The organism is Aquabacterium sp. CECT 9606 (assembly GCF_918741295.1).
Classification (GTDB): domain Bacteria; phylum Pseudomonadota; class Gammaproteobacteria; order Burkholderiales; family Burkholderiaceae_C; genus Aquabacterium.
Genome location: NZ_CAKKNB010000003.1, coordinates 192,873 through 206,550 on the forward strand (window position 1 = coordinate 192,873; position 13,678 = coordinate 206,550).

The window sequence follows — 13,678 nt, forward strand, 5'->3', positions numbered from 1 at the left end:
GGCAAGGCCTGGGTATAAAGAAAGCTTAGAAGCGGGTGGTCCCGAAACCGCTGTGGCGGTCGTCGTTGTTCACATCCAGCGTGATCTCGGTGAAGGAGGGGCCTTCTTCGGAGTCTTCCACCTTGGCCGTGAGTTTGGACGAGGCCCCTTGGTCGTTCTGCAGGCGCCACATCAGGTTGGTGGGTGAGTCGGCATTGGCCAGACCTTCTTCGCGCGTGATCAGGCCTTCGCCAATCAGGCGGGCGATGTCGTGCTCAAACGCTTGCGAGCCTTCGGCCATGGACTTTTCCATGGCTTCTTTCACGCCGGTGAAGTCGCCGCGCTCGATCAACTCTGACACCAGCTTGGTGTTGAGCAAGACTTCGACTGCGGGGATGCGGCCGCCCGCTGTGGCGCGCAACAAGCGTTGCGACACGATGGCCTTCAGGCCCGAGGCCAGGTCGCTCAGTAAAGCCGGGCGCGACTCTGGTGTGTAGAACGACAGGATGCGGCCCAGCGCGTGATAGCTGTTGTTGCCGTGCAGCGTGGACAGCACCAAGTGGCCCGACAGCGCATACGAGATGGCCGCCGTCATGGTTTCACGGTCGCGGATTTCGCCGATCAGGATGCAATCCGGCGCCTGGCGCAGGGCGTTGCGCAAACCCACTTGCAGCGAGGCCGTGTCACGGCCCACTTCACGCTGGTTGACCACCGACTTCTTGTTCGAGAACAAGAATTCCATCGGGTCTTCGATCGTCAGAATGTGACCCGTCATGCGCTGGTTGCGCAACTCCAGCATCGACGCCAAGGTGGTGCTCTTGCCCGAGCCGGTGGCACCGGCCAGGATGATCAGGCCGCGCTTTTCCATCACCAACGACGACAAAATGTCGGGCAGGTTCAGGGTCTCAAGCGGTGGGATCTCGGAGGGAATGTGCCGGAATACCGCCGCGATCGAGCCACGTTGCTTGAACGCACTGAGCCGGAAAATCGCCACGCCCGGGATCGTCAAACCGACGTTCAACTCGCCCGTGTCGTCCAGCTCTTCCATCTGCGTGGGCGAGAGCATCTCGGCCAGCAACTGGCGTGGCTGCGATGGCTTGAGCGGCTGGTCGGTCAGTTGCAGGATCTGTCCGTGGAGCTTGATGAGGATGGGCGTGGCGGCCGAGAGGAAGACGTCCGAGGCCTTCTTTTCAGCCATCAAACGCAGGACTCGTTCCAGATTGCCTTCACTCATCAAGTGTCTCCTTGGGGATCGGTTTTTTATCAGGCGCGCAGCAGATCGTTGATGCTGGTCTTGGAGCGTGTTTGCGCATCAACCCGCTTGACGATGACGGCGCAGTACAGGGAGTACTTGCCATCGGCGCTGGGCAGGTTGCCGCTGACCACGACCGAACCGGCGGGGATGCGGCCGTAGGTCACTTCACCCGTGGCGCGGTCATAGATCTTGGTGCTTTGGCCAATGTACACGCCCATGGAGATCACCGAGTTCTCTTCCACGATCACGCCTTCGACCACTTCCGAGCGCGCGCCGATGAAGCAGTTGTCTTCGATGATGGTGGGGTTGGCTTGCAGGGGTTCGAGCACGCCGCCAATGCCGACGCCACCGGACAGGTGCACGTTCTTGCCGATCTGGGCGCAGGAGCCGACCGTGGCCCAGGTGTCGACCATGGCGCCTTCATCGACATAGGCGCCGATGTTGACGTAAGAGGGCATCAGGATCACGTTCTTGGCCTGGAAGCTGCCGCGGCGGGCCACGGCGGGCGGGACCACGCGCACGCCGCTGGCTCGCAGCTGTTCGTCGGTCCAGCCGGCGTACTTGGTGGGCACCTTGTCGAAGAACTGCAGGGGGCCGTCGCCCATGGGCACGTTGTCGTTCAGGCGGAAGCTCAGCAGCACGGCCTTCTTGATCCACTGGTGGGTCACCCAGTCGCCATCGATCTTCTCGGCCACGCGCAGTTTGCCGCCGTCCAGCTGGTCGATGATGTGGTTGACGGCATCGCGCACTTCGGCGGGGGCCGCGGTCGCGGACAGCGTGGTGCGCTGTTCCCAGGCGTTGTCGATGGTGGTTTGGAGTGCTTGGGTAGTCATGCTTGGAACAATCAAGAAAGTAAAAATCAGAAAGACTGGATGAAGGCGCGGATGCGTTGCGCGGCTTCAAGGCATTCGTCCACGCCAGCGACCAGGGCCATGCGGACACGGCCTGCGCCGGGGTTGATGCCATTCGATTCGCGGGCCAGGTAACTGCCTGGCAGAACGGCCACATTGTATTGAGCCAGCAGTTCTTTCGCGAACCACTCGTCGCTGCCGCCACCAATGTGCGACGGGATGCCGGCCCAGAGGTAGAAGCTGGCGTCGGGCAGGGCCACGTCCATCACCTCGGCCAGGATGGGGGTCACCTGCTCGAACTTCTGCCTGTACAGGGCGCGGTTTTCCACGACATGGGCTTCGTCGTCCCAGGCGGCCGCGCTGGCACGTTGCACGGAAGGGCTCATGGCGCTGCCGTGGTAGGTGCGGTAGAGCAAGAATGCCTTGATCAGCTCGGCGTCCCCGGCCACGAAACCCGAGCGCAGGCCGGGCACGTTGGAGCGCTTGGACAGGCTGGTCAGCGCGATCAGGTTCTTGAAATCGCCGCGGCCCAGTTTGGCGGCGGCTTCCAGCCCACCCAACGGTGCGGCGCCTGGCCCTTCGCGGAAGTAGATTTCTGAATAGCATTCGTCGGAGGCGATGACGAAGCCGAACCGGTCGCTCAGTTCAAACAGCTTGGCCCATTCGTCCAGCGGCATGACCGCGCCCGTGGGGTTGCCCGGCGAGCAAACATACAGCAGCTGGGTAGTCGCCCAAGTCGATTCGGGGATGCTGGACCAGTCGGCTGCGAAATTGCGCGCTGGATCGGAATTGGCGAACACGACACGGGCGCCGGCCAGCAGCGCCGCACCTTCGTAGATTTGGTAGAAGGGGTTGGGGCAGACCACCGTGGGGCCGCCTTCAGTGGCATGTTGACCCGGGTCGATCACGGTCTGGGCGAGCGCAAACAGCGCCTCTCGCGAGCCATTGACCGGCAGGATTTGCGTGGCTGGATCGATCGAAAGCCCATACCTACGTTGCATCCAGCGCGCGCAGGATTCGCGCAGCGCGGGCTCGCCGGCCGTGGCGGGGTAGCTGGCCAGTCCATCCAGCGCATCGGTCAGTGCCTGCTTGATGAAGGCCGGCGTGGGGTGCTTGGGCTCGCCAATGCCCAGGCTGATGGCACGCAAGGCAGGGTTGGGCTGCACGCCCGAAGTGAGTTGTCGCAGCCGCTCGAAAGGGTAGGGCTGCAGTTTGGACAGCAAAGGGTTCATGCGGGGGATTATCCCAGCCCCTGGGCCTGCCGGTGGCACGGGTTAGCGCGGAAAGGGGTCAACGCTTGGGCGGTGGTGCGATGACAACCCGGTCTCGGCCGGTCTTCTTGGCTTCGTACAGGGCTTGATCAGCACGCTCAATGGTCTGGCTCAAGGCCGTGATGCTGTCGTGAACGGCCACACCCGCTGAAAAAGTGATGCGCAGGGTTGGCACGGAGGCCGATAGGGTGCAACTGGCCATGGCGGTGCGCAGCCTTTCCAAGGCAACCAGGGTTTTTTCCTGGCTGGTATTGGGCATCAGGATCAAGAATTCTTCGCCACCCCAGCGGGCGATGGTGTCGGTGTCGCGCAGCACGGCCAATGAAGCTTTGGCAAACGAGCTCAAACTGTCGTCGCCCACCCGGTGCCCGTGGCGGTCGTTGACCTGCTTGAAGTGGTCCAGGTCGATCAACACCACGGTGAAGCGCTCGCCATAGCGGTCAAAGCGCATCACGGCATTTTCAAGCTTTTCTTGCATGTGGCGCCGGTTGTACAGGCCGGTCAGCGAATCGTGGGTAGCCAATTGCTGAACCTGTTCCAAGGCGGCTTTGAGTTCAGTGCGCTGCTTGAAGAGCCGATTGCGCCAGCTTGAAATCTTGTACGCCGTGAAGATCAAGGGTGGCATGGTGCCCAGCAACAGCTCAAAGCGGATCAACTCGAGCTTGGGTGGGTAGTAGTTGGGGTCCACATGCGACAGCACGCCCATGCAGGCGCCCAACATCAACATGGCGGCCAGGCCGACCACCACGGATTGCTTGGGGGTGTGGGTGTACATGCCAAAGACCATGACCAGGGCGATCAGCACCATGACCAGGCCCCGATCGAACGGGCCCAGTGCGGTGTAGGCGAAACCAATGGCCAGCAGCGCGAAGACATTCTGCGGGATCATCAGCGCAGGGTCTTTGAGCTGACGAGTTTTACCGCTGCGCACCAGCCCGAAAAACACGGCATAGGCCGGAAAGGTGGTGGCCATCAACAAACCCGGCGCGAAGGCCTTGATCAGGCCGATGTCCGCCACATACGAGGCCGCCCAGCAGCAAATCACATACATCAGGGCGCACAGCAAGATGGCCACCGTGCGTGAGCGCGTGACGCGGTCCGGTCCGAAGATGAAGGCCACCAGCCGGCTGACCCCATCCAGCAGCGGGTCGTCTTCCGGCAAGTGGGCTGAGCGTGGTTCGCTCATGCCAAGGTCTCGGCAGTGGGTTCGGCGCGGGCGGGGGGCGATGCGGCCAGTACACAGCGGTTGCGGCCCTGCCGTTTGGCCTCGTAGACCGCCTGATCGGCCCGGTCCACCAAGTGCTCCAGACTTTCACCAGGCTGCGCCTGGGCGATACCGACCGAGAAAGTCAGCTGCATCAGGGCATGGTCTTTGAAAACAAGGGTCTCGACCGTTTGGCGCAGGCGCTCCAGCGCGGTCAGGGCTTCGTTTTGGGTCAACTGGGGCAGCAGGAGCAGGAACTCTTCACCGCCCCAGCGCGCCAGCTTGTCGACCTGCCGCAATTGCGGGGTGGTGCATTGGGCAAAGCCCCTGAGCGCCGTGTCGCCGGCGTGGTGGCCAAACCGGTCGTTGATGTCCTTGAAATGGTCCAGGTCGATCAGGGCCACGCACATGGGTGCGCCGGTGCGTTCCATCAGTTTCAACTCGGCCTCGGCCAGATCGGTCACCACGCGGCGGTTCAGCAGGCCGGTGAGCATGTCGGTGGTGGCCATTTGCTCCACGGTGCGCACTGCGTCGCCCAGCTCCTTGGTTTGCCGCCCCAGCTTCACGCCGATGTCGGAGATCCATTTGCCCACCAGCGACAGCATGAGAAGGGCGGATCCGCCCACCGCCAGGATGGCCCAGCTCTTGGTGACGGGGTAGCGAGCCGGGTCGTACAAGGTCAAGATGATGGTGGCCATGGCCAGCATGCCGACGGTCAAGGCGCCCAGCAAGAGCACGCGAGCGGGTTTGAGCCGGAACATCGCCGCCACGATGGTCTGGCTGATGATGATGAGCACGTTGCTACGGTGGTCACCCAATTGCATGAAGGCCAGCACGCAGATGCCGTTGCTGGCCAAGGCATGTGGGAAGGCCATTACCGGGTCTTTGAGCCGCAGGCTCCAGCCTGAACGCACCAGTGTGAAAACTGCCACGAAGGTGATGGCGCCGCACAGGATCAGCCTGTTGGCCATGCGTTGATCCAGCAGGCCAAGGTGAACCGAATGCAGCAGGATGCCAATCGTGACGGCATACAACTGCAAGGTGGCCAGCACCAGCAGCACATAGCGCCGCGTGGGCTGTTGCCGCCCAAGTGCCCAGTCAAGCCATGGTGTCTGCCAAGAAGGTGGTTTCATCAAGTGGAGGGGTTGCCTCTGGGCTATCGGCAGATGACAGCCATTCTTGACATTGTGTTACACCGACGGCCCCGCAATCGGGCCATCAACGTGACTAAATCAACCCAGCATGCCGGATTCAGCCGAGTGTTGGGGCAGTTCCACCTTGGGCAAAGGCTTCCAGCCTTTTTTGCGGTGCTCAACCACCACATTGGTGTAGATGCCGCCGCGCACGTACCACTTGGCGGTGATGCGCAGGTAGCGTGGCTGGATGGCCTTGACGAAGTCGTCCAGGATGGCGTTGGTGACTTTTTCATGGAAGGCGCCGTCGTTGCGGTAGCTCCACATGTACATCTTCAGGCTCTTCAGCTCGATGCACAGCTTGTCGGCGATGCACTCAATGGTGAAGTGGGCGAAATCAGGCTGGCCCGTCAGCGGGCAAAAGCACGTGAATTCCGGGATCTGGAACTGGATGACGTAATCGCGCTGGGGGGCGGGATTGGGGAAGACATCCAGCTTGCGGGTGGCGGCCGAAGGCGGGGTGGCGGGCTTGGCGCGTTCACCCACGGTGATGGTGTCGGCGGTGGCGCTCTTGGCGGCGCGGACGGAAGGGGCTTTCTTGGCCATGGTGAGCTGCGGTAGGAGGGAAATCTGGGGAAGCGCCGATGCTATCATCCCAGACCCGAATGAATGCGCTGTTTTGCGTGTTTTTTCTTATAAATCAATGACTTAGTCGACTCAACACGCATGCGCCTGAATTCGATCAAGCTGTCTGGCTTCAAGTCATTCGCCGAGCCGACCACCTTCCAGCTGCCCGGGCAGTTGGTGGGGGTGGTGGGGCCCAATGGCTGCGGCAAGTCCAACATCATGGACGCGGTGCGCTGGGTGCTGGGCGAATCGAAAGCATCCGAGCTGCGTGGCGAGTCCATGCAGGATGTGATCTTCAATGGTTCGGGCAACCGCAAGCCGGCGAGCCGATCCAGTGTCGAACTCGTGTTCAGCAATGAAGACGCTCGGGCCGGCGGGCAGTGGAACCAGTTCACCGAGATCGCCGTCAAGCGCGTGCTGACCCGCGACGGCACCTCCAGCTACTTCATCAACAACCAGCCGGTGCGCCGCCGCGATGTGCAGGACGTGTTCCTGGGCACAGGCCTGGGGCCACGCGCCTACGCCATCATCGGGCAGGGCACCATCAGCCGGATCATCGAATCCAAGCCTGAAGAGCTCCGCCTGTTCCTGGAAGAAGCGGCTGGCGTGTCCAAGTACAAGGAACGCCGCCGCGAGACCGAGCACCGCCTGAAGGACACGCGCGAGAACCTGACCCGCGTGGACGACATCCTGCGCGAGCTGAACAACAACCTTGAGAAACTGGAACGCCAGGCCGAGGTCGCCACCCGCTACAACGGGCTGCAAGAGCAGGGCACCTTGAAGCTGCACCAGCTCTGGTTCCTCAAGCACCGCGATGCGTCAACCGAAGAGTCGCGCATCAAGCAGGACATCCTGGGTGCGACCAATGCGCTGGAAGGCCGCATGGCCGAGTTGCGCCAGGTCGAGGCCGAGCTGGAACATGTGCGCCAGGCGCACTACGAATCCAGCGACGAGCTGCACACGGCGCAAGGCGCCTTGGCCGAGGCCAACCTCGAAGTCAGCCGGCTGGAAGAGCGCATCCGCTACGTTGTAGAGGGTCGTCAAAAAGTTGAGCAACGTCTGGCCGAGTTGAAAGGCCAGAACGACCAATGGGCCGACCGCAAGGTGTCGGCCGAGGAAGAGCTGGAAACCCTGGCCGAGCGCATGGCCGCTGCCGAAGAGCAGGCCGAGATCCTGGCCGCGCAGGCTGAAGAGCTGACGGCCAATGTGCCGACCTTTGAAGACACCGTGCGCACTGCTTCGCAAAAAGCGAATGAGCAACGAGGCGTGGCTGGGCAGGTGCAGCAGCAGATCCAGTTGCTGGCCGCCGAATCACGCAACATCGACGATCAAGCGCGCCAGCTCAACCTGCGGCGCGAGCGCCTGGTTGCTGAAAAGCAGACCCTGGCCGCGCCCGACGAGTTGCGGCTGACCGAACTGACCCGCCAGTTGGAAGCGGGCCAGGAAGACCTGGCTGTGGCCGAGGCCCAACTGGGCGAGCTGACCGATTCGGTGCCCGCACTGGACGAGGCCCGCAAGGAGCGCCAGAGCGACGCCAATGCCCAGGCCAGCAAGCAATCTGAGCTGACCGCTCGCCTGGAGGCCCTGCGTGCCCTGCAAGAGAAGGTGCAGACCGAAGGCAAGCTCAAACCCTGGCTGGCCAAACATGGCCTGGATGGCTTGCCCGGCCTGTGGACCAAGATCCACATCGAACCCGGTTGGGAAAACGCGCTGGAATCGGCCCTGCGTGAGCGCCTGTCCGCGCTGGAGGTGGGCCGCGTCGAAACCGTCCGTGCCTTCGAGAACGATGCACCGCCCGCCAAGCTGGCCTTCTACAGCCCGCCCTCGGGCCAGATCGCCAACACGCACCAGACGCTGCCGCGCCTGTCCGACCTGCTGCGTTTGTCAGACGACGGCCTGAAGGCCTTGCTGAACGACTGGCTGGAAGGCGTCTACACCGCCGGCAGCCTGGAAGAAGCCCTGGCCGCGCGCGGCAAGCTGACGCACGGCGAGGTCATCATGACCAAGGCTGGCCACACGGTCAGCCAGTTCGCTGTCAGCTTCTATGCGCCCGATTCGGAACAGGCCGGCATGCTGGCCCGCGCGCAAGAGATCGAGAGCCTGGAGAAGCAGGTGCGCGCCCAGGCCATCCTGGTCGACGAATCTCGCGCCGCCTTGATCCGTGCCGAAGCGGCTTACACGGATGCCTCGCAGCGCCTGGTCAGCGCGCGCCGCGACACCAGCGAGCTGCAGCAACGCACGCACCAACTGCAGGTGGAAGTGCTGCGCCTGACGCAGCAAGCGCAACAAAGCAATGCCCGCCGCGAACAGATCGCCTCCGAAGTGGCCGAGATCGATGGCCAATTGGAAGACTTGAACGAGCGCCGCGCCACCGGCGAAGCCCGCTTCGAAGAGCTGGACCTGTCGCTGGCCGATGCGCAGGAGCGCCACGCGCAACTGGAAGAGGCCGTGATCGAGGCCGAGCGCAAGCTGAACCAGGCCCGTGAGCAATCACGCGCCTTGGAACGCCAGGCGCAAGAGGCCCAGTTCAGCGCCCGCAGCATGTCGGCCCGTCGGGGAGAGCTGCAGCGCGGGATTGAAACGGCTGTGCAGCAGATCCAGGCCAACGAGGCCAGCGCCGTCACGCTGCACGAAGAACACGCCAAATTGAGCGAAGCGGCCGCCGGCACCGGCCTGGACGAGGCCCTGGCCGTCAAGCTGGAAAAGGAAGCCGCCCTGGGCCAGACCCGCAGCCGTTACGACGAATTGTCCATCCAACTGCGCCGTGCCGACGAGCAACGCCTGGAGTTCGAACGCAGCCTGCAACCGCTGCGCGACCAGATCACCAAGCTGCAGTTGGAAGAGCAGGCCGCATCGCTGGGCGGTGCCCAGTACATGGAGCAGCTCACCGCCGCCGAGGTCGATCTGGAAGCCCTGGCCCAGAAAATCCAGGAAGGCAACGTCAAGCTGCACGGCCTGCAATCTGAGATCGACCGCATCCAGCGCGAGATCAACGCCCTGGGCGCCGTCAACCTGGCCGCGCTGGATGAATTGACCGCGGCCCGCGAGCGCAAGGGCTTCCTGGACTCGCAAATGGCCGACCTGCTCGATGCCATCAACACCCTCGAAGACGCGATCCACAAGATCGACATTGAAACCCGCGACCTGCTGGCGGGCACTTTCAACACCGTCAACGAGCACTTCGGCCGCATGTTCCCCGAGTTGTTTGGTGGTGGCACGGCCAAGCTGGTCATGACCGGCGATGAAATCCTTGACGCGGGCGTGCAGGTCATGGCCCACCCGCCCGGCAAGAAAAACAGCACCATCCATCTTTTGTCGGGTGGCGAGAAAGCACTCACGGCGATTGCCCTGGTGTTCGCCATCTTCCAGCTCAATCCCGCGCCTTTCTGCCTGCTCGACGAAGTCGATGCGCCGCTGGACGACGCCAACACCGAGCGCTACGCCAAGCTGGTCAAACAAATGTCCAGTGGCACGCAGTTCCTGTTCATCTCGCACAACAAGATCGCCATGGAAATGGCCGAGCAGTTGATCGGGGTGACGATGCAGGAGCAGGGCGTATCCCGCATCGTCGCCGTCGACATGGAGGCCGCCTTCTCGATGGCCCAGGCCGCCTGAGCGAAGCGACGCAGAACCCAACACATTCCCCATGAACAACTCACTCACCTTGTATCTGGCCCTGTTGGGCGGCCTGGTCCTCGCGGCATTCGTGGCCCATGGCGCCTGGACCGCCCGCAAGAACGCCGCGCGCCAGCCCCGGCGTGCCGCGCTCGAGCCCTTGGGCACCGGCACCATTGATCGCTCCGAGGCCGACACCATCCCCACCGAGATGGGCGACACCCTGCCTGGCGAACCCACGCTCGATGAGCGCGACGCTGGCGCGATCAACCTGCCGCCACCCGTCAAGCGCAATCAGCCCAAGCTGGACGCCCTGATCGACGCCATCGCCACCTTGACCATCGACACGCCGGTGAGCGGTGACAACGTGCTGCTGCACCTGCCGACCACGCGCCGCGCTGGCAGCAAGCCCTTCATGATCGAAGGCCTGCGCGTTGATTGCAGCGAATGGGAAGCGCCCCAGCTTGGCGTGGTCTACAGCGAGCTGCAGGCCGGCGTGCTGCTGGCCAACCGCACTGGTGGTCTCAACGAGATCGAATACTCCGAGTTCGTGCAGAAGGTGCAGGCTTGTGCCGATGCCATGGGCGCCTCGGTCGAGTTCCCCGACATGCTGGACGTGGTCGCGCGGGCCAAAGAGCTGGACAGTTTCGCCAGCGCCCACGATGCCCAACTGGCTTTGCGCCTGTATGCCCAGGGCAGCGCTTGGTCGATCGGCTATGTGCAACAACAGGCTGCGCGCCATGGCTTCATGCCGGGCGCCTTGCCGGGCCGCTTCGTGATGCCATCGGCGGAAGAGGGTGCGCCGCCCGTGCTGACCTTGCAGTTCGACGCCCAGGCCGCTTTCGCCGAAGACCAGGACCAGGCCACCTTGCGTGAGCTGATCTTGTCGTTTGACGTGCCTCAGACGGCCGCGGAGGGCGCGCCTTTCAACGCCTGGTGTGCGGCGGGGCAAGCCTTGTCGCTCGGCCTGGACGCCATGATGGCCGATGACCAGGGCCAGCCGTTTTCGCCGGCGGCGTTCGCGTCCATCGAGGGCGAGTTGCAACGCCTGTACGAGGCCCTGGCCACGCGCGATCTGGCGGCCGGCTCGGCAGCAGCGCGGCGCTTGTTCAGCTGATCGATGGGTGTGGAGAACTCGGCCATGCCGAACGATGAATCCGTGGCCGAACGCATCGCGCAGCTGCGAGAGCAACTTCGGCACCACGCGCACCAGTACTACACCCTGGATGCCCCGCAGATCCCCGATGCGGAATACGACCGTCTGTTCCAGGCGCTTGAGGCCCTGGAAGAAGCTCACCCCGAGTTGCGCACCCCTGATTCGCCCACGCAACGCGTGCTGGGTCAGGTGCTGGAGGGCTTCACGCCGGTGCGCCACGCCGTGCCCATGCTGTCCATCCGCACCGAGACCGACACCGAAGCCACGGGTGCCCTGGCCTTTGACGCGCGCGTTCGCCGCGAGCTGGGCCTGACCGAATCAGACCCGCCGGTGGAATACGGCGCCGAGTTGAAGTTCGATGGCCTGGCCATCAACCTGCGCTATGAAAATGGCTTGCTGGTGCAGGCGGCCACACGCGGCGATGGCGAGGTGGGGGAAGACGTCACCCAGAACATCCGCACGATCCGCCAGATTCCGCACCGGCTGAAAGGCACGAGAGCCGAGGTGCTGGAGGTGCGCGGCGAGGTCTACATGCGCCGCGATGACTTTGACAAGCTCAATGAGCGCCAGCGCGAGTCGGGCGGCAAGACCTTCGTGAACCCACGCAATGCGGCCGCAGGCGCGGTTCGCCAGCTGGACCCGAACATCACGGTTCAGCGGCCATTGAGTTTCTTTGCCTATGGCCTGGGGGATGTGAAGGGTTGGGCCGTGCCGCCCACGCACAGCGCCATGCTGGATGCCTTGCAGGCCATGGGCTTGCCGGTGAGCGATGAACGCATGGTGGCCCAGGGTGCCGATGGCCCAAATGGCTTGGTGGTTTTTCACCAGACCATCGGTGCCAAGCGCGACCAACTGCCTTTCGACATCGATGGCATCGTCTACAAAGTGAACCGCCGCGATCTGCAAGAGCGCCTGGGCTTTGTGAGCCGGGAGCCGCGCTGGGCCGTGGCCCACAAATACCCCGCGCAAGAGCAACTCACGCAGGTCGAAGCCATCGACATCCAGGTGGGCCGCACCGGCAAGCTCACGCCCGTGGCCCGGCTCAAGCCGGTGTTCGTGGGCGGCGTCACCGTCACCAACGCCACCTTGCACAACCTGTTCGAGTTGCGCCGCAAGCGCGTGCGGGTGGGCGACACAGTGATCGTGCGCCGCGCTGGCGATGTCATCCCCGAGGTGGTCAGTGTGGTCTCGGCCGTGCCCCGCGCCAGCTACGTGCCCAACTTCCGCATGCCAAGGCATTGCCCCATTTGCCAGAGCACGGTGGAGCGTGAGCCGGGCGAGATGAACCACCGCTGCTCGGGCGGCCTGTTCTGTGCCGCTCAGCGCAAGCAGGCACTGTTGCACTTTGCCCAACGGCGCGCCGTCGAGATCGAAGGCCTGGGTGAAAAGCTGGTCGACCAGCTGGTGGATGGCGGCCTGGTGCGCACCTTGCCTGAGCTCTACAAGATGGGCGTGGCCAAACTGGCCGCCTTGGACCGCATGGCCGACAAAAGCGCGCAGAACATCGTGAGCGCGCTGGAGAAAAGCAAGCACACCACTTTGCCGCGCTTCTTGTTCGGCCTGGGCATCCGCCATGTGGGCGAGGCCACGGCCAAGGACCTGGCCAAGCACTTCGGCAAGATCGACGCGCTGATGGACGCCACCGAAGAGCAACTCTTGGCCGTCAACGATGTCGGCCCGATCGTGGCGCACAGCATCCGCACTTTCTTTGATCAGCCTCACAACCGCGAGGTGGTCGAGCAACTGCGCGCCGTGGGCATCACCTGGCCCGAGCACGAACCCGCCCAGACGGCGCAGGAGGCCTTGCCCCAAGCCGGCCGCACCTTCGTGCTCACCGGCACCTTGCCCAGCCTGGGCCGCGAAGAGGCCAAGGCGCTGATCGAAGCCCAGGGCGGCAAAGTGGCCGGTTCCGTGTCCAAGAAAACCACCTATGTGGTGGCCGGGGCCGAAGCCGGCAGCAAGCTGGACAAGGCCCAGGAACTGGGCTTGACCATCCTTGACCAGGACGGGCTGCTGGCTTTGTTGAACATCGACCCAGGAAGCATCCAAGATGGCCGTGCGTGAGATCCTCAAGATGGGCGACCCGCGTCTTTTGCGCGTGGCCCAGCCGGTCGAGCATTTCGACACCCCCGAACTGCACGCTCTGATCGCCGACATGTTCGACACCATGGCGGCCGCCCAGGGCGCGGGCCTGGCCGCTCCCCAGATCGGGGTTGACCTGGCGGTGGTGATCTTCGGGGTGACGCGCTCCGAGCGCTACCCGGATGCACCGCCCGTGCCCCAAACCGTGCTCATCAACCCCCAGATCATCCCCTTGTCCACCAACGAGGAAGAGGGCTGGGAGGGGTGCCTGTCGGTGCCTGGCCTGCGCGGTGTCGTGCCCCGCCTGGCGCACATCCGCTACACCGGCTTCGACCAGTTCGGCCAGCCCATCGACCGAGAAGCCGAAGGCTTCCACGCGCGGGTGGTTCAGCATGAGTGCGATCACCTGATCGGCAAGCTGTATCCCATGCGCATCCGCGACTTTTCCCGTTTTGGCTACACCTCGGTGCTCTTCCCCGGCCTGGACCCCAACACGGACGACTGA

10 protein-coding genes are annotated in these 13,678 nt (G+C 63.7%); 4 read left to right on the forward strand and 6 right to left on the reverse strand.

The annotated features are described in order from the left end of the window. Window positions 1-25 precede the first annotated feature (25 nt). From LQ232_RS13575 to queF, 6 genes are all read right to left on the reverse strand, one after another. A complete protein-coding gene (locus tag LQ232_RS13575) occupies window positions 26-1,213 on the reverse strand; it encodes a PilT/PilU family type 4a pilus ATPase (protein WP_230180883.1) in 1,188 nt (395 codons plus the stop codon). Between the two features lie 29 nt (window positions 1,214-1,242). Beyond that, complete coding sequence (gene dapD / locus LQ232_RS13580) at window positions 1,243-2,067, reverse strand: 2,3,4,5-tetrahydropyridine-2,6-dicarboxylate N-succinyltransferase (protein WP_230180884.1); 825 nt, start codon at window positions 2,065-2,067, stop codon at window positions 1,243-1,245. A 26-nt stretch (window positions 2,068-2,093) separates the two neighbouring features. After that, a complete protein-coding gene (gene dapC / locus LQ232_RS13585; RefSeq protein ID WP_230180885.1) occupies window positions 2,094-3,317 on the reverse strand; it encodes a succinyldiaminopimelate transaminase in 1,224 nt (407 codons plus the stop codon). A gap of 58 nt (window positions 3,318-3,375) precedes the next feature. Next, window positions 3,376-4,542, reverse strand: a complete 1,167-nt coding sequence (locus LQ232_RS13590) for a GGDEF domain-containing protein (protein ID WP_230180886.1) — start codon at window positions 4,540-4,542, stop codon at window positions 3,376-3,378. Continuing rightward, a complete protein-coding gene (locus tag LQ232_RS13595) occupies window positions 4,539-5,693 on the reverse strand; it encodes a diguanylate cyclase (protein ID WP_230180887.1) in 1,155 nt (384 codons plus the stop codon). Before LQ232_RS13595 ends, LQ232_RS13590 begins: the two co-directional genes overlap by 4 nt. Window positions 5,694-5,792: 99 nt before the next feature. Further along, the gene (gene queF, locus LQ232_RS13600; protein WP_230180888.1) at window positions 5,793-6,299 is read right to left on the reverse strand and encodes a preQ(1) synthase; all 507 of its coding nucleotides are present in this window, start codon (window positions 6,297-6,299) and stop codon (window positions 5,793-5,795) included. Between the two features lie 120 nt (window positions 6,300-6,419). Here queF and smc point away from each other — a divergent pair, with 120 nt between their 5' ends. The 4 genes from smc to def are packed head-to-tail and all read left to right on the forward strand — an operon-like array spanning window position 6,420 to window position 13,678. Then, on the forward strand, window positions 6,420-9,935 hold the full coding sequence (gene smc, locus LQ232_RS13605; protein WP_230180889.1) for a chromosome segregation protein SMC: 3,516 nt from the start codon (window positions 6,420-6,422) through the stop codon (window positions 9,933-9,935). Window positions 9,936-9,966: 31 nt separating this feature from the next. Beyond that, entirely contained in the window at window positions 9,967-11,052 is a 1,086-nt protein-coding gene (locus tag LQ232_RS13610) for a cell division protein FtsZ (protein ID WP_230180890.1), read from the forward strand. A 24-nt stretch (window positions 11,053-11,076) separates the two neighbouring features. Beyond that, window positions 11,077-13,155, forward strand: coding sequence for an NAD-dependent DNA ligase LigA (gene ligA / locus LQ232_RS13615; protein ID WP_230180891.1), 2,079 nt, complete (start codon window positions 11,077-11,079; stop codon window positions 13,153-13,155). Continuing rightward, window positions 13,142-13,678 carry a peptide deformylase gene (gene def / locus LQ232_RS13620; protein ID WP_230180892.1) on the forward strand — a complete coding sequence of 179 codons (537 nt, stop codon included), beginning with the start codon at window positions 13,142-13,144 and terminating at the stop codon, window positions 13,676-13,678. The genes ligA and def overlap by 14 nt, the downstream gene beginning before the upstream one ends.